This window comes from Streptomyces sp. NPDC048277, assembly GCF_040652235.1.
In the GTDB taxonomy this organism is placed as follows: Bacteria; Actinomycetota; Actinomycetes; order Streptomycetales; family Streptomycetaceae; genus Streptomyces.
This window is the reverse complement of the sequence record NZ_JBEZLQ010000005.1, coordinates 342691-357079: the sequence shown is the minus strand read 5'-3', so window position 1 is coordinate 357079 and position 14389 is coordinate 342691. Positions and strand designations below refer to the sequence as shown.

Below are 14389 nucleotides of genomic sequence, written 5' to 3'. Positions count from 1 at the left end.
GCGCGCGGACGTACGCGCGGCGGAAGCGTTCGTCGATGGGTGGGCGCTCGGCCGGTGCGGTGGAGCGGGCACTCAGACCGTGCGGCTGATGGCGCTGCACACACGCAGCAGATCGATGTGCAGGCGGGAGGTGAGCAGGGGGGCCGGGCAGGGGGTACGGCTCTCTCGGCGCTGTCTGCCGGTGACCGTCCGCAGGCGACCCATCTTTCCCTACCTTTTCACTAGGATTCCCTTCTGGAGTGTCGATCGGCCTCCGCCCGACGTCAAGAGGGCGTCCACGCCTGGGACACCCGGCCCCGACTTGCCGCCGGCCCGGAGGGGCGGTCCGCTGGAGACGCAGGCCGAACGACAGGAGCCGGAGCCGATGACCGAGCCCCCGGGTCCCGGGCCCGTGCCCGGTGCCGTGCCCGAGACCTTCGCGTTCGCCTGCGGGAACTGCGGCAAGGTCTGGGAGGCCACCTTCCAGGCGGTCTTCTTCACCGACCCGATCGCCGACCCGGAGCTGCAGAGCACCCAGGAGTACGTCGACGAGGCCGGCCGGGCCGTACGGTCGCCGCTCGCCGACGCGCTGTGCCCGCGCTGCGGCAGCCGGCGGGTACGGATCACGGCTCCCGGAGCATGAGGCTCCCGGATCGGGCGCTCACCCGAATGACACGTGCGGGTGGTCGGCGGCCGTGCCGGATGGTGGCGTGGAGGGACGTACCGACGTCCTCGGGTGGAGGGGCGCGCCAGCGTCCGCCCCGGAGTGACGTACCGCGTTCCCGAGGAGGCAGTCGCGATGACCCGTCCGTCCCGACCCGCGCGTGTTCTCGCCTCGGCCCTGGCGGCGGGGACCCTGCTCGCCACGGCGGCCTGTGCGGACGAGAGCGGCACCCCCGAAGCCGTGACCATCTCACCCGCCGCCGAGCGCTCCCCCGCCGCGTCCGCGACCCCCGCCCTCACGGGGGCGGGGGCGCAGGCCGCGCTGATCACGCCGGCCGACATCGAGGACAACTGGCAGCTCGCCCTGGACGCCGCGACCTGGCGCAACACGATGCTGGTCGGCAAGGTCGACGTGGCGCAGTTCCTCACCGCCAAGACCGATGCCGCCGACTGCCAGCGGCTGCTCGACGGGCTCTACTCCGACACCCTTCTCGGCCGCGCCACCGGCGCCTCCGGGCTGCGCGGCTTCACCTCGGAGGACTCCCGGCTGCTGTACCAGGTCGGTGACTACGGCTCGGCCAACGTGAACGCCACACTGGCCTGGCTGAAGGCCCTGCCGGAGAAGTGCAACCAGTTCACGGCCACCGGCGCGGACGGCAGCCCCCGCACGGTGCAGGTCGTCGCGTACAAGAACCCGCCGAAGGTGCACGACGCGCTGGAGGCGGTCACGGTCACCGTGCAGGGCACCTCGAACGGGCAGCCCGCCACGACCACCCTGGACGTCGCGGTGCTGCGCGTCGGCGCGTCCGGGGCGGCGGTCACCAACGGCGGCCTGTCCGGCGTCGACCACGACAGCACGAAGCTCGCCGTGCAGAACGGCGCCCAGCGCCTCAAGGACGTCCTGTCCGGCAAGACCCCGGCACCGCTGCCGAGCCAGTTCGACTAGGGGGCCGTCCGGCCGGGCCCTGGATCAGTGGGGCGGCTCGTCCTCGGAGTTGCGCTGGGTGGTGCCCGGCCGGCCGTTGTCGCGGTGCCAGGTGACGAGGAGTTCGTCGCGGGTGCCGAAGCGGACCAGATGCCGGCCCACGACGCCCTCCAGGAGGTCGAGGTGCTCGGCGTCGGCCTCCACGGCGAGCAGCAGCGCGCCCTCGGTGGCGGTGAGGGTGCCGGTGCCGCCGTTCGCGAAGGCGATGGTGCCGAGGCCGCTCTCCTCGTCCCAGCTGGTCTGTGCGCGACGGCCGAGGTGCGAGGCGAGCTGCTTGGCGTAGCGGGCGGGGCGGTCGGTGGTGACGCGGGCTTCGGAGCGGGCCATCGGGGACTCCCAAGGTGCGGACGTACGTTGACGGACTCACGCTACGTCCGGTCCGGGGCTACCTGTCGATCTGGAGCACCGACATCATGCCCAGGTCCTCGTGGTTGAGGACGTGGCAGTGGAGCACCGTTCTGCCCGGGTAGTCCAGGAACCGGGTCCGGATCACCATCTTCCCCCGCTGCGGGATGTCCACGGTGTCCTGGAAGCCGTAGTTCCGCTGCGGCTTCCCGTTGATGCTCATCACCTGGAAGTCATTGGTGTGCACATGGAAGGAGTGCACCTCGTCGGTGTTGTTGCGGATGGTCCATTCCTCGACGGTGTTCAGCTTGACCCGGAAGTCGACGCGATGATGGTCGAACTGCCTGCCGTTGATGTAGAACTTGGTGCCCGCCTTGTTCTCGGTGTAGGTGATCGTCTTGCGGGCGGCGACCCGGGCCGTGCCCAGGTCGTCGGCCGGAGCGAACGTGGTCGGCAGGGGCTGGGCGGTCATCGGCCGGCCCGCGGACCGCACCGTGGCGAGCGTCGCCCGCGGGAACTGGTTGCCGGCCTTTCCGGTGTTGTACGGCAGTGTCTCCAGCAGCCGTGTTCCCGGTGGTCCGCCCTGCACGAGTACGTCGTAGCGCGCGCCGGCCGGAATGACGATCGAGTCGGCCGGGTAGACCGTGTTGACGGGGTAGCCGTCCTGCGCGACGACGTGGAACTTCTGCCCGTTCAGGGCCACCTTGTAGAAGATGTTGGCGCTGATGTTCGCCAGCCGCCACAGCTGGGTCTCACCGGGCCGGATGGTGATGCGCGGGTTGAGCTGCCCGTTGACCGTGCGGGTGGTCGGCGCCCCCATCTTCAGGTTCTGGGTCTTGATCTCGTCGCGGACGATCTGGAAGTCCTTGAGCGCGATGACGTGTTCGGTGATGTGGCGCAGAGCGGGCGGAAGGTACCGGTCCAGTCCGTCCACGACGATGATGCCGGACATCCCGCCGCCGGTCTGTGCCGCGGAGAGCGTGTGGGCGTGCGGGTGGTACCAGTAGGTGCCGGGTTCGAGGGTCTTGGGGAACCGGTAGGCGTAGTGGTACGTCGTGCCCGGGGCGATACTCAGGAAGATGTTGTCCGAACTTCCCGACGGCGAGACGTGCATTCCGTGGACATGGAGGTTCGTCTGCCTGTCCAGCCGGTTCTCGAACGCGATCTCCATCCGGTCGCCCGGCCCGAGGCGCAGCGTGGGCGGCATGAATCGACCGTTGTAGGTCAGGGCCCACAGCCGGTGGCCCGCGAGTTCGACCTTCTTCCGCTCGACGACGATGCGCGTCCTCAGCAGTCCGTTCTCGCTGACCAGCTGCGCCGGGTCCCGCAGGCCGGCCGTGGCCGGGCCGGTGAGAGCCGGTGACGGGGATACCGGGGCCGACCTGGACGACACCGGGGACGCGTGGACGGGCGGATCGTCCGGCGCGCCGCCTCCGCAGCCCGGGGCCAGAGCGAGCACGGCGAGAACGGATCCGGTCGCGGACCACCTCCGTAGGAAGCGCGTGTGCATCCCGGTCTCTCTTTCACAGGCGTTCCGTGACCGATGGACATTCCGGATCTTCGGTCGCCATCATGCACCGGTGCCGGCTGCGCGGAATTCAACGACCCACGGGGAAAGGGCGATATCCGAGGCGTCTCGAAGAAGAAGAATTCGGGGAATGCGTCAGGGGGCCTGCCGGAATCCTCCGGCAGGCCCCCTGACCTGCGACTTTCACAAGTCGGGACGACAGGATTTGAACCTGCGACCCCTTGACCCCCAGTCAAGTGCGCTACCAAGCTGCGCCACGTCCCGCTGCGGAGTCACGCGGAGACTTCCGCGTGATCACGCAGGTCAACACTACCGTACGCGTACGGGTGCTGCCGCCGACCGCTCCGCGACCGGGCCGGTGACACGGTTCGCGCGGCGGACCGGGACGAGGAGCGCGGCCCCGGCGGCGGTGAGGCAGAAGAGTGTGAGCAGAGCCCAGGCGTGGGTGTAGCCCGAGGCGTACGGCAGTCCGGAGGGCTGCAGCCGGCCGGTGACCAGGACGCTGGTGAGCGCGGCGCCGATGGAGCCGCCGATGGTGCGGATGTTGGCGTTCATACCGGTCGCGGCGCCGGTCTGCCCGGGCGGGACGCTGCCGACGATGAGGTTGGCCATCGAGGCGAAGGCCAGGCCGATGCCGAGGCCGAACAGGCCCGCGACGACACCGATCTGCCACCGCTCGTCGTGCCAGAGGGTCAGGAGGCCACAGGCCAGCGCACCGAGCGCGGCACCCGCGGCGAGCTGCGCCTTGGCGCCGACGCGGGGTTCGAGGCGGCCGCCGAGGATGCCCGAGAGGAACATGGCGATGAGCATCGGCAGCATGAGCAGACCGGACTCGGTGACGGTGGCACCGAAGCCGTAGCCGGCCGAGCGGGGCGTCTGGACGAAGCCCGGCAGGAAGGACCAGATCGCGTACATGCCCGCGCCGAAGAGCAGGGCGGCCGCGTTGGTGGTCCAGACGGCGGGCAGCCGCATCACGCGCAGGTCGATGAGCGGGCTGGCGGAGCGGGCCTCCGTCAGCAGCCAGACGGCGAACAGCACGACGGCGGTGCCGAAGAGGCCGAGCACCTTGGCCGAGCCCCAGCCCCACTGACCGGCCTGGCTCAGCGGCAGCAGCAGCGCCACCAGCCATGCGGAGAGCAGCCCGGCACCGAGCCAACTGACGCTGCCCTCGGCCCTCTTGGGCGACTCGGGCACATAGCGGGCGGCGATGAGGACGGTCGCGGCGACCACGGCGACCGGGATCCAGAACAGCCAGCGGTAGTCCAGCGCCGAGACGATCGGGCCGGCGGCCACGATGCCGACACCGCCGCCGGCCGCGATCACCGCGGACAGGTTGCTGATGCTGCCGCTGACCTCGGCCGGGGTGAACTCGTCCCGGATGATGCCGAAGGAGAGCGGGAACAGGGCGCCGCCGATGCCCTGGACGACCCGGGCGACGATCAGGACGCCGATGTTCGGCGCGAGCGCGGCGACCAGACAGCCGGCCAGGACGGCCAGCAGGACCGCGACGAGGGTGCGCTTCTTGCCGACCAGGTCGCCGATGCGGCCGAGTATCGGGGTGAAGACCGAGGCGGACAGCAGATAGGCGGTCATCACCCAGGTCGCGGTGGACTGCGAGGTGTGCAGGGCGTGCTGGACGGTCGGCAGGGCCGGCGCGACCAGCGACTGGAGCATGGAGAACACGCCGGCACCGGTCGCGAGGACCGCGAAGGTGAGGCGGGTGGAGTTCCGGGGCATGAAGGAGCCTCTCCGGCATCAGGTCGGAACGGAGGAGATGTCTGGGGGGCGTGCGGGAGGGCGGGCACAGGGTCGCGTCCGGCCATGGCGGTACCGCTCCGCACTGCTAAAGTGGAGGTACCCCTCCACTGTACTGGAGGCAACCCTCCGCTTCAACCGAAGTCGAGTATTCCCTCCGGTTCACCCCTGTCCCCCCGGGAGGCACCAGTGACGGCCGTCGGCTCTTTCCCCGTCAGTGAGATCGTCGCGTCCCGGCGGCCGCACCGTAAGGACGCGGCCCGCAACTACGACGCACTGATCACGGCCGCCCGTGAGGCGTTCGCCGAGCGGGGCGCGGATGTCTCCCTGGAGGACGTCGCCCGCCGCGCGGGGGTCGGGATCGGCACCCTGTACCGGAACTTCCCCACGCGCCGCGACCTCTTCGAGAGCGTCTACGCGGACGAGGTCAACGCGCTGTGCGCGGCGGCCGTGGAGCTGTCCGAGCTGGAGCCGTGGGAGGCGCTGACGTCCTGGCTGAACCGCTTCACCGGCTACATGGTCACCAAGCGCGCGGTCCGCGAGGCCCTCAACGACGAGTCGGAGATCTTCTCGGCCTGCCGGGACTCGATGTACGCGGCCGGCGGCCCGCTCCTGGAGAGAGCCCAGAAGGCGGGCGTGGCCCGCACGGACATGGAGTTCGGGGACCTGCTGAGAATGGTCTCGGGCATCGCGGCGACGGCTTTCGAGGACGACACCCAGCGAAACCGCGTGATGACGATCGCCCTGGACGGGGTACGAACGTTGCGCTGAGCGCCCCGATAGGGGCGCGGGGAACTGCGCGACCAGCCCCCACCGGCCCGCAGCTCACCCCTCACCAGCAGGCCTGCCCTCGTACGCCGCCCGCAGCAAACCCATCGCATCCTCAGCCGTCACCGCCCGCGGATTCGCATACGCCTGCCCCGCCACCAGCCCCGCGGCCACCACCAGGTCGCCCTCCTTCAGCCCGAGTTCGGCCAGCGACCGGGGCGCGCCGAGCCGCCCGGCCAGCCGCTGCAGCGCACCCGGCGCGTCGTCCGCCCCGAGCGCCCGGGCCACGCCGGCGGCAGCCTCCCGCGCGGCCGGCGCGTTGAAGGCGAGGGCGTACGGCAGGACGACCGTGTGGGTCTCGGCGTGCCGCAGCCCGAACGTGCCGCCGAGGACGTGGCACAGCTTGTGGTGCAGGCCCATGGTGGTGGCACCGAGGCAGGACCCGCACAGCCAGGCGCCGTACAGGGCGCGGGAGCGGGCCGGTACCGAGTCCGGTGCGGCGGCGACCTCCGGGAGTGCCCCGGCCATCGCGCGTACGCCCTCCTCGGCCATCAGCGCGACCAGCGGCGAGCCGTCGGGGGCGTACAGCGCCTCGACGGCGTGCGCGAGGGCGTTGATCCCGCTGGTCACCGAGAGCGGGACGGGCAGGGAGAGGGTGAGCTCGGGGTCGTAGACGACACTGCGCGGCAGGACGACGGGGTCGCGGCCGGTGCGTTTGGCGCCGTGCTCGGTCAGGCCCCAGACCGGGGTCATCTCGGAGCCGGCGTAGGTCGAGGGCACGGCGATCAGCGGGAGGCCGGTGCGCAGCGCGATGGCCTTGCCGAGGCCGATCGCCGAACCGCCGCCGACGGCCACACAGCCGTCGGCGCCCGCCGCCCTGGCCGCCTCCACCCCCCGGTCGGCGACCTCCGCGGGGACGTGCATCCGGGCCCCGGTGTGCAGGCCCGCGCAGGCCGGGCCGAGCGAGTCGGCGACCGCCCGTGCGGTGTCCGCGCCCCGCTCGCCGCTGAGCACCAGCAGCCGCCGCAGACCCAGGTGCCGGGCCTCCTCGGCGGTCGCGGTGAGCGCGGCGCCGGGCCGGAAGACCACCCGGGCGGGACGGCTCTCGTGGACGAAGTCGAAGGGGTTCACGAGCGCTCCAGCACGAGGTCGAACCGGGCGTGCCGGAACGGGTTCGGCACGCCGAACTCCCCGGCCAGGACCGGGTCGTCGGTCGGGGTGAAGTCCTTGACCAGGCTTTCCTTGACCGCGAACACCGCGTCGGAGTCCAGGTATGCGCCGTCGGCGACGAAGATGTGCGTGGTGACCGGTGCGTGTCCCTCGGCGGAGACGATGAAGTGGATGTGGGCCGGGCGGTAGGGGTGCCGGTCGGTCGCCTTCAGCAGGGCGCCCACCGGGCCGTCGGTGGGGATGGGGTAGGCGCTGGGCACACAGGTGCGGAACCGGAAGCGGCCCTCTTCGTCGGCGGTGAACAGGCCGCGGCCGTTGCCGGGCGGCTGGACGTCGGGCTGCTGGACGTCGTAGAAGCCGTGCGGGTCGGCCTGCCAGACGTCCAGGACCGCGCCGGGCAGCGGGGTGCCGTCGGCGGAGCGGACGACACCGGTGACCACGCAGGGTTCGCCGTCGCCGACCAGGTCGATCGTGTCGCCGAGGGCGCGGACCGGGGACTCGGTCATGTGGAAGGGGCCGAGGACGGTCGACTCCGTACGGTCCGGGTCGCTCTGCCCGTTGACCGTCTCCACCAGCATGGAAAGGCCCAGGACGTCGGAGAGCAGGATGAACTCCTGCCGGGTGTCCGTGCAGGTCTGCCCGGTCGCGGTGAGGAACGCGATCGCGCTCTCCCACTCGCGCTGCGTCAGCCGGGTCTCGCTCGCGAAGGCGTGCAGATGGCGGATCAGCGCGGTGAGCAGTTCGCGCAGCCGGGGGTCGCCGGTGCCCTGGAGGCTGTCGACGGCTTGCGCGGTGACCGCGTCTTCGGTTGTCATGCCGGCTCCTTGCCCGGAGGAACAGTGACCTTGAGTGATCGTAAACCCGTTCACCGTTCAATGAACCGGATCTACTTGATGAGCGCGTTGGCCACCACCACGATCACCCCGAGCAGCGCGTCCACCAGGCCGATGAGCACGGTGGCGAACCAACTCCGCGCCGCCCAGCGGGCGGTGACGATGCCGAGGCCGAACAGGATCACGATGTTCAGGACGAACGCCGGGTACTCGACGCCCTTCGGCGGCCACCAGCCCCAGCCGGCGCCCGCGAGCAGGAAGACCGTGGGCAGGACGGCCACGACCAGCGGCCACTCGTCGGCCAGGGAGCGCAGTGCGTCCCAGCGGCGGTGCGGGCCCCGCTCGGCGATGTAGTGGGCGTAGCCGTGGGCCAGGGCGGAGGCGCAGGCGGTGACCACGAGCCAGAGGGCGTCGTAGCGGCGGCTGGCGGCGGAGGTGTGGCCGTACTGGGTGAGCGCGGCGACCATCGAGCAGGCCAGCACGGCTCCGTAGACCCCGCCGAACAGGACGGCCTCGCGGGTGTCGTGCGGGCGCGGCCGGTCGACGGTCGCCGTGGAGTCGGCCATGTCAGCCATGCCCTCCACGATCACCCCGGCCGGGCCCGGGCGCCACTCCGTACGGCCCGACGAAGTGTCCTCCCACCAGGCCCGATGCCCCACACCTTGTCCACGCCCAGGGGGCCGGTGAACTCGCTAGGGTCGCCGTATGACGACGCACAGCTTCGCCCTGCACATCCCCGACGCCGAGCTCGAACCCGACCCGCTCGACCCGGCGCAGATCGTCTCCGGCACGCCCGAGGTCTCCGGGAAGGTGGTCTGGGAGTCGGCCGACGGCAGGCACATCCGCGGCATCTGGCAGATCACCCCGGGCGTGGTCACCGACACCGAGGCGGACGAGCTGTTCGTGGTGGTCAGCGGCTCGGCGACGATCGAGGTCGAGGGCGGGCCGACGCTCACCGTGGGCCCCGGGGACATGGCCGTGCTGCGCGCGGGCGACCGTACGACCTGGACGGTGCACGAGACGCTGCGCAAGGCGTACGCGATCAGTCTGTGAAACCGGTCCCCGGGCGGGGCCCGGCTCAGCGCCCCGCCGAGGTGGGCATGTTGTACGGCGTGACCACCTGGATCGCCGACGGCAGGCTCGGGCCCGCCGGGGGCAGCGCGCCCTGGGCGCGCATCACCAGGTGGCAGGCCTCGCGCATGTCCTGGCGCAGGTCGTGGTGGAGAACGGCGGACAGCCGGTGCTCGCGCAGCAGGCGGGTGTTGTCGTGGTCGAGGTCGTGGGCGATGAACACCGCGCACTCCCGGCCCAGTTCGGCGAAGGCGCGCAGGGTCGCGATGTTGCCGCCGCCGATCGAGTAGACCGCGCGGATCTCCGGATCGCGTTCCAGGGCGGCGCGGACCAGGTCGTACTGGGTGGCGTCCAGCCCCTGTCCCTCCGCGATCTCCACCAGGGTGCGCTCGGGGTGGGTGGCCCGCATGACGCTGCGGAAGCCCATCTCGCGCTCCTCCTCGTTGCGGAAGAAGCCGCTGCTGAGGCTGGTGAGGACATTGCCGGGCCGGTCGCCGAGCCACTGGCCCATCAGATAGGCGGCGGTGGCGCCGGTGGCCCGGTTGTCGCTGCCGACGTAGGCGAGCCGGCCGCTGGCGGGCAGGTCGGTGACCAGGGTGACGACGGGTATCTCCGCCGATCTCAGGCGCCCGACGGCGGCCGTGACCTCGGGCACGTCCGGCGCCTTGAGGATCACCCCCTGCGAACCCCGGCGGGCGATCCGGTCCAGCGTCCCCACCAGCTCCGCCACCGGCCCGGTCTCCCGGAAGTGGAACCGGGATCGCACCACCGCGGGGTGCAGCGACGGCAGCTCGGCCTCCAGCGCGCCACGCACGGCCGTGGTGAACCGCTCGGGTGCCTGCATCACGATGTCGACCATGAAGGTGCGGCCCACCAGCCGGACCTGGGTGCGCTGCCGGTCCAGATCCGCGATCGCCTGCCGCACCTCCCGCTCGGTGCTCTCCCGCACCCCGCCCCGCCCGTTCAGCACCCGGTCCACGGTGGCCTCGCTCAGCCCTGCCTGACGTGCGATCTCACGGATCGGGAAGGGATGGCCCACGGTCTGGCTCCTTGAGGGGTTTTTGATGGACTGCTGCTGGTTGTTCGAGGGGTTTGTACTGACAAGAATGACAGAGCCGCGCAACCCGGCGGCCCGCAGGCCGTCGCCCCGTGACCGCATCCGTGTCGCCCGGCGACCGTGACGGTGACCGTGACCGTGACCGAAAGAAGGACACCGATGTCCCTCGCCGCCGAACAAGGCCGCGCCTGGCTCTCGCAGCAGGACTGCGACCTCGACTCCTTCCGCGCGCTGGTCGAGCGGACCACCGACCCGGCCCTCTACCCGTACGCCTCGGCCGTCGAGGACAACGTCCTCGTCTACGACAGCGAGCGGCTGCGCTCCGCCGACGCGCCCCACGAGGTGCGGACCGAGCTCGTGCACGCCCTCTCCGACGGCCCCGGCGTCGTCGTCTTCAAGGGCGCGTTCCCCGACCCGAAGGTGATCGACCGGGCCACGGCGGCGTTCGAGGCGCTGATCTCGGAGCAGCACGAGTCGGGTGCGCGGGCCGGCGACCACTTCGCGAAGCCGGGTGCCAACGAACGGGTGTGGAACGCCCTGGAGAAGGCGGCGCTGTACGACCCCGAGGCGTTCGCCGACTACTACGCCAACGACATCCTGGCCCTGGTCTCCGGTGCCTGGCTGGGCCCCGGCTACCAGGTCACCTCGCAGGTCAACGTGGTCAACCCGGGCGGCGCGGCGCAGACCGCGCACCGCGACTACCACCTCGGCTTCCTCTCCGACGAGACCGCCGAGGCCTACCCGGCGCAGGTGCACCGTCTCTCCCCCGTGCTCACCCTCCAGGGCGCGGTCGCGCACTGCGACATGCCGGTGGAGTCGGGACCGACGATGTACCTGCCGTACTCGCAGACGTACGAGCCGGGTTATCTGGCCTGGCGGCGGCCGGAGTTCCAGGACTACTTCAAGGCCCGGCACGTGCAGCTGCCCCTCGCGAAGGGCGACGCGGCGTTCTTCAACCCGGCGGTGTTCCACGCGGCCGGCACCAACCGCACCCTCGACGTGCGCCGGATGGCCAACCTGCTCCAGGTGTCCTCGGCGTTCGGCCGGGCCATGGAGAGCGTGGACCGGGAGGCGCTGTCCAACGCGGTCTACCCGGTGCTGCGCCGCCGCCGGTCGGAGGGGGCGTCCGAGGCGTGGCTGGAGCACGTCATCGCCGCGAGCGCGGAGGGCTATCCGTTCCCGACGAACCTCGACAGCGACCCGCCGGTCGACGGAATGGCGCCGCCCTCGCAGGCGGACCTCCTGCGGCGGGCGCTGCGCGAGGGGTGGGTACCGCGGGTGCTGCGGGACGAACTGCGGGCCGCCGCCGCGCGGCGCGAGAGCTGAAGGGCACTGGATCTCATGGGACTTCTCGACGACAAGGTCGTCCTCGTCAACGGCGGCAGCCAGGGTGTCGGGGCCGCGATCGCCCGTGCCGCGGCGCGTGAGGGCGCCACGGTCGCCGTGACCGGCCGCCGCCCGGAGCCCGGCGAGGCCCTGGTGGCCGAGCTGTCCGCGGCGGGCGGCAAGGCGATGTACGTGCGGGCCGACCTCTCCGACGCCGAGCAGGCCAGGTCCTCGGCGGCCGAGGTGATCGACGCGTACGGCCGGATCGACTGCCTGGTCAACTCGGCGGGGCTGACCTCCCGGGGCACCCTGCTCGACACCACGCCCGAGCTGTTCGACCAGCACATCGCGATCAACCTCAAGGGGCCGTTCTTCGCGATGCAGGCGGCGGTCGCGGACATGGTCGCGCGCAAGGCGCCGGGCACGGTCGTCAACATCATCACGTCGTCCGCGCACGGCGGGCAGCCGTTCCTCGCGCCGTACGTCGCCGCGAAGGCCGGCCTGATCGGGCTGACCCGCAACGCGGCGCACGCGCACCGGTGGGACCGGATCCGGATCAACGGCCTGAACATCGGGTGGACGGCGACGGAGGGGGAGGACGCGACGCAGCGGGCGTTCCACGGGGCGGAGGAGGGCTGGCGGGAGGAGGCCGCGGCGAGGCTGCCCATGGGCAAGCTGGGGCAGCCCGACGAGATCGCCGACTTCGTGGTGTTCCTGCTGTCGGAGCGGTCGGGGGTGGTCACCGGGTCGGTGATCGATTGGGACCAGAACGTTCTGGGTGGTCTCGACTGAAGGGTTGCCACGGTAGGTCGCCAGTCGTCTGCGGCTGCGTCCTGGCTTGTCGCGCCCACGCGGCGGTAGCCGCATATCAGCACAGCCCCGCGCCCCTGTGGGGCGCGTACACATCAAGGAGTAACACGCCCATGCGTATTGGAATTCTTGGTCTCGGGCGCATCGGTGCCTTTCACGCCGAGACCCTCGCCGGGCTCGACGTCGTCGAGTCGCTCGTCTTCACCGACCCGTTCGCGGACGCCGCCAAGGCCGCCGCCGAGAAGTTCGGGGCGGAGGTCGTGGACTCGCCCGAGGCGCTGCTGGCCGCCGGGGTGGACGGCATCGTCGTGGCCGCCGCCACGGACGCCCACCCCGCCCTGATCCTGGCCGGTGTCGAGGCCGGTATCCCCGTCTTCTGCGAGAAGCCCGTCGCCAAGCACATGAATGACGGTGTCGAGGTCCTCAAGGCCGTCCAGGGCAAGGGTGTGCCGATCCAGATCGGGTACAACCGTCGCTTCGACGCCGGTTTCGTGGCCGCCCGCGCAGCCGTGCAGGCCGGCGAGCTCGGCAAGCTGCACACCGTGCGCTCCACGACCCTGGACCCGGCCCCGCCGCCGGCCGCCTATGTCGCCGTGTCCGGTGGCATCTTCCGGGACTGCTCCGTGCACGACTTCGACATCATCCGCTGGGTGACCGGCCGTGAGGTCACCGAGGTGTACGCGGTCGGCGGCAACCGGGGCGCCGACTACATCAAGGCGGCGGGCGACGCCGACACCACCGGCGCGATCCTCACCCTGGACGACGGCACCATCGCGGTGGTCTCCAACTCCCGCCACAACGCCCGGGGTTACGACGTCCGCATGGAGATCCACGGCTTCCAGGACTCCATCGCCGTCGGCCTGGAGGACAAGCTCCCGCTGCGCTCGGTCGAGCCCGGCGTGACCTTCCCGGCGGGCACCCCGCACGACTTCTTCATGGACCGGTTCACGGCCGCCTACCGCGCCGAACTCACCGCGTTCACCGAGGTCGTGGCCGGCACCCGGCCTTCCCCCTGCACGGTCGAGGACGCCCTGGAGGCCGGCTGGATCGCCGAGGCCTGCACCCTGTCTCTGCACGAGCACCGTCCGGTGACGATCGCAGAGGTGCGCGGAGCCTGACACCGCGCACGGCGGCGGGGCGGGACGAGGGCCGAGCACGCGGCCCCGGCCCGCCCCGCGGTCATTCCCTCACCGCGCCCGCAGCCCGTCCACGATCAGCCCGAGGATCCGCACCGCCCGTGCCTCAGCGTCACGGCGCGCGGGGTCGATCCGCCACGGTACGGGGTACGACGGGCCGACCGAGCCGGCCACCGTGCTGCCCGGGGCCGTGTTCGGGCCGGTGCTGACGGCGGACACCGCCGGCTCCGTCGGGATCGTGGCCCGGATGCTCTCCGGGGCGATGCCCGGGGTGCCGCGGATCGGTCCGGAGGTCGTGGACGTCCGGGATCCGGTCGGCATCCGTCTCAGGGCGATGACCTCGCCCGCCACGGCGGGCGAGCGGTTCCTCGCCGCCGGTGAGTTCGCGCGGATGGCGGAGCCGACCCGGGTGCTGCGGGAGGGACCGGGCGAGCGCGGGCGGCAGGTGTCCACCCGCCGGCTGCCGGACTTCGCTCTACGCCCCGCGGCCCGCTTCCGCGACCCCGCGTTGCGGGAGATCACCCCGGCGCCGGGCCGACACAACCGGCACAGCACCGAGCGCCTCCTCGTCCGCTGCGCCGTCCGGCTCCCATCGGCCTGCGCCTCGACAGCGCCCCGAAGGGGCGCGGGGAACTGCGCGACCAGCCACGACGGCGCCGCAGACGATCACCTACGTATCGCGGCACTTCCAGCGAAGCGCTCAGAGGCCGTAGCGGACCGCGAACTCGTTCGGGTCGTAGGCGTCCCGGTCCGGGTCGTGTGGGACGGCCGGCCGGGTCTCGACCATGTCCTCCTGGCGTATCCGCTCGGGCAGCGCGCCGAAACGCTCCTTGCGCGCCACCACGTCGGCCGCCGTCTCCTCGTGGGTCATCCCGCGTCCTCCCCGTCGTATCGGACGTCACTCGTCACCCAGCAAAACGCGCGCGCCCCGGCGGGTGTTCCCGAACCCGCCGGGGCGCGCGG

Annotated in this window: 17 protein-coding genes and 1 tRNA gene; 7 read left to right on the top strand and 11 right to left on the bottom strand. The window is 71.8% G+C overall.

The window, feature by feature from the left end:
• Positions 1-72: 72 nt before the first annotated feature.
• The gene (locus AB0D85_RS14535) at positions 73-204 is read right to left on the bottom strand and encodes a putative leader peptide (protein WP_362318896.1); all 132 of its coding nucleotides are present in this window, start codon (positions 202-204) and stop codon (positions 73-75) included.
• Positions 205-364: 160 nt separating this feature from the next.
• Between AB0D85_RS14535 and AB0D85_RS14530 the strand changes: the two genes are divergently transcribed.
• Together AB0D85_RS14530 and AB0D85_RS14525 are read left to right on the top strand one after the other, a co-directional pair.
• On the top strand, positions 365-622 hold the full coding sequence (locus AB0D85_RS14530) for a hypothetical protein (RefSeq protein WP_362318893.1): 258 nt from the start codon (positions 365-367) through the stop codon (positions 620-622).
• 156 nt (positions 623-778) lie between these two features.
• On the top strand, positions 779-1588 hold the full coding sequence (locus AB0D85_RS14525; protein ID WP_362318891.1) for a hypothetical protein: 810 nt from the start codon (positions 779-781) through the stop codon (positions 1586-1588).
• A gap of 24 nt (positions 1589-1612) precedes the next feature.
• Here AB0D85_RS14525 and AB0D85_RS14520 read toward each other — a convergent pair whose 3' ends face one another.
• From AB0D85_RS14520 to AB0D85_RS14505, 4 genes are all read right to left on the bottom strand, one after another.
• The gene (locus AB0D85_RS14520; protein ID WP_362318888.1) at positions 1613-1954 is read right to left on the bottom strand and encodes a DUF2218 domain-containing protein; all 342 of its coding nucleotides are present in this window, start codon (positions 1952-1954) and stop codon (positions 1613-1615) included.
• Between the two features lie 58 nt (positions 1955-2012).
• Positions 2013-3482, bottom strand: coding sequence for a multicopper oxidase family protein (locus AB0D85_RS14515; RefSeq protein WP_362318886.1), 1470 nt, complete (start codon positions 3480-3482; stop codon positions 2013-2015).
• Between the two features lie 208 nt (positions 3483-3690).
• Positions 3691-3764, bottom strand: a tRNA-Pro gene (locus AB0D85_RS14510).
• Between the two features lie 45 nt (positions 3765-3809).
• Positions 3810-5237, bottom strand: a complete 1428-nt coding sequence (locus AB0D85_RS14505; protein WP_362318883.1) for an MFS transporter — start codon at positions 5235-5237, stop codon at positions 3810-3812.
• A 207-nt stretch (positions 5238-5444) separates the two neighbouring features.
• Here AB0D85_RS14505 and AB0D85_RS14500 point away from each other — a divergent pair, with 207 nt between their 5' ends.
• A complete protein-coding gene (locus AB0D85_RS14500; protein WP_362318880.1) occupies positions 5445-6026 on the top strand; it encodes a helix-turn-helix domain-containing protein in 582 nt (193 codons plus the stop codon).
• Between the two features lie 54 nt (positions 6027-6080).
• Here AB0D85_RS14500 and AB0D85_RS14495 read toward each other — a convergent pair whose 3' ends face one another.
• The 3 genes from AB0D85_RS14495 to AB0D85_RS14485 all read right to left on the bottom strand — a co-directional run bounded on the left by AB0D85_RS14495 (position 6081) and on the right by AB0D85_RS14485 (position 8592).
• Positions 6081-7154: a maleylacetate reductase gene (locus tag AB0D85_RS14495; protein ID WP_362318877.1), complete on the bottom strand. Its 1074-nt coding sequence runs from the start codon at positions 7152-7154 to the stop codon at positions 6081-6083.
• Positions 7151-8008, bottom strand: a complete 858-nt coding sequence (locus AB0D85_RS14490) for a dioxygenase (protein WP_362318874.1) — start codon at positions 8006-8008, stop codon at positions 7151-7153. Before AB0D85_RS14490 ends, AB0D85_RS14495 begins: the two co-directional genes overlap by 4 nt.
• A gap of 71 nt (positions 8009-8079) precedes the next feature.
• Positions 8080-8592 carry a hypothetical protein gene (locus AB0D85_RS14485; protein ID WP_362319272.1) on the bottom strand — a complete coding sequence of 171 codons (513 nt, stop codon included), beginning with the start codon at positions 8590-8592 and terminating at the stop codon, positions 8080-8082.
• A gap of 139 nt (positions 8593-8731) precedes the next feature.
• On the opposite strand from AB0D85_RS14485, the gene AB0D85_RS14480 reads away from it, so the two are divergent.
• Positions 8732-9079 (top strand): cupin domain-containing protein, encoded by a 348-nt coding sequence (locus tag AB0D85_RS14480; protein ID WP_362318872.1) that lies wholly within the window; start codon positions 8732-8734, stop codon positions 9077-9079.
• A gap of 25 nt (positions 9080-9104) precedes the next feature.
• Here AB0D85_RS14480 and AB0D85_RS14475 read toward each other — a convergent pair whose 3' ends face one another.
• On the bottom strand, positions 9105-10136 hold the full coding sequence (locus AB0D85_RS14475) for a LacI family DNA-binding transcriptional regulator (RefSeq protein ID WP_362318869.1): 1032 nt from the start codon (positions 10134-10136) through the stop codon (positions 9105-9107).
• A gap of 177 nt (positions 10137-10313) precedes the next feature.
• On the opposite strand from AB0D85_RS14475, the gene AB0D85_RS14470 reads away from it, so the two are divergent.
• From AB0D85_RS14470 to AB0D85_RS14460, 3 genes are all read left to right on the top strand, one after another.
• Positions 10314-11480, top strand: a complete 1167-nt coding sequence (locus tag AB0D85_RS14470; RefSeq protein WP_362318867.1) for a phytanoyl-CoA dioxygenase family protein — start codon at positions 10314-10316, stop codon at positions 11478-11480.
• Positions 11481-11495: 15 nt separating this feature from the next.
• Entirely contained in the window at positions 11496-12272 is a 777-nt protein-coding gene (locus AB0D85_RS14465; protein ID WP_362318864.1) for an SDR family oxidoreductase, read from the top strand.
• A 131-nt stretch (positions 12273-12403) separates the two neighbouring features.
• Positions 12404-13408, top strand: a complete 1005-nt coding sequence (locus AB0D85_RS14460; protein WP_362318860.1) for a Gfo/Idh/MocA family oxidoreductase — start codon at positions 12404-12406, stop codon at positions 13406-13408.
• A gap of 69 nt (positions 13409-13477) precedes the next feature.
• On the opposite strand, the gene AB0D85_RS14455 is transcribed toward AB0D85_RS14460, so the two are convergent.
• The gene (locus AB0D85_RS14455; protein WP_362318856.1) at positions 13478-13747 is read right to left on the bottom strand and encodes a hypothetical protein; all 270 of its coding nucleotides are present in this window, start codon (positions 13745-13747) and stop codon (positions 13478-13480) included.
• A gap of 379 nt (positions 13748-14126) precedes the next feature.
• The gene (locus tag AB0D85_RS14450) at positions 14127-14297 is read right to left on the bottom strand and encodes a hypothetical protein (RefSeq protein WP_362318853.1); all 171 of its coding nucleotides are present in this window, start codon (positions 14295-14297) and stop codon (positions 14127-14129) included.
• Positions 14298-14389: the final 92 nt, after the last annotated feature.

Excerpts from the sequence above, each read along its gene's own strand:
- AB0D85_RS14535 (WP_362318896.1), bottom strand. The coding sequence starts at position 204 with ATGGGTCGCCTGCGGACGGTCACCGGCAGACAGCGCCGAGAGAGCCGT.
- AB0D85_RS14530 (WP_362318893.1), top strand. The coding sequence starts at position 365 with ATGACCGAGCCCCCGGGTCCCGGGCCCGTGCCCGGTGCCGTGCCCGAG.
- AB0D85_RS14525 (WP_362318891.1), top strand. The coding sequence starts at position 779 with ATGACCCGTCCGTCCCGACCCGCGCGTGTTCTCGCCTCGGCCCTGGCG.
- AB0D85_RS14520 (WP_362318888.1), bottom strand. The coding sequence starts at position 1,954 with ATGGCCCGCTCCGAAGCCCGCGTCACCACCGACCGCCCCGCCCGCTAC.
- AB0D85_RS14515 (WP_362318886.1), bottom strand. The coding sequence starts at position 3,482 with ATGCACACGCGCTTCCTACGGAGGTGGTCCGCGACCGGATCCGTTCTC.
- AB0D85_RS14505 (WP_362318883.1), bottom strand. The coding sequence starts at position 5,237 with ATGCCCCGGAACTCCACCCGCCTCACCTTCGCGGTCCTCGCGACCGGT.
- AB0D85_RS14490 (WP_362318874.1), bottom strand. The coding sequence starts at position 8,008 with ATGACAACCGAAGACGCGGTCACCGCGCAAGCCGTCGACAGCCTCCAG.
- AB0D85_RS14485 (WP_362319272.1), bottom strand. The coding sequence starts at position 8,592 with ATGGCCGACTCCACGGCGACCGTCGACCGGCCGCGCCCGCACGACACC.
- AB0D85_RS14480 (WP_362318872.1), top strand. The coding sequence starts at position 8,732 with ATGACGACGCACAGCTTCGCCCTGCACATCCCCGACGCCGAGCTCGAA.
- AB0D85_RS14470 (WP_362318867.1), top strand. The coding sequence starts at position 10,314 with ATGTCCCTCGCCGCCGAACAAGGCCGCGCCTGGCTCTCGCAGCAGGAC.
- AB0D85_RS14465 (WP_362318864.1), top strand. The coding sequence starts at position 11,496 with ATGGGACTTCTCGACGACAAGGTCGTCCTCGTCAACGGCGGCAGCCAG.
- AB0D85_RS14460 (WP_362318860.1), top strand. The coding sequence starts at position 12,404 with ATGCGTATTGGAATTCTTGGTCTCGGGCGCATCGGTGCCTTTCACGCC.
- AB0D85_RS14455 (WP_362318856.1), bottom strand. The coding sequence starts at position 13,747 with ATGCCGACCGGATCCCGGACGTCCACGACCTCCGGACCGATCCGCGGC.
- AB0D85_RS14450 (WP_362318853.1), bottom strand. The coding sequence starts at position 14,297 with ATGACCCACGAGGAGACGGCGGCCGACGTGGTGGCGCGCAAGGAGCGT.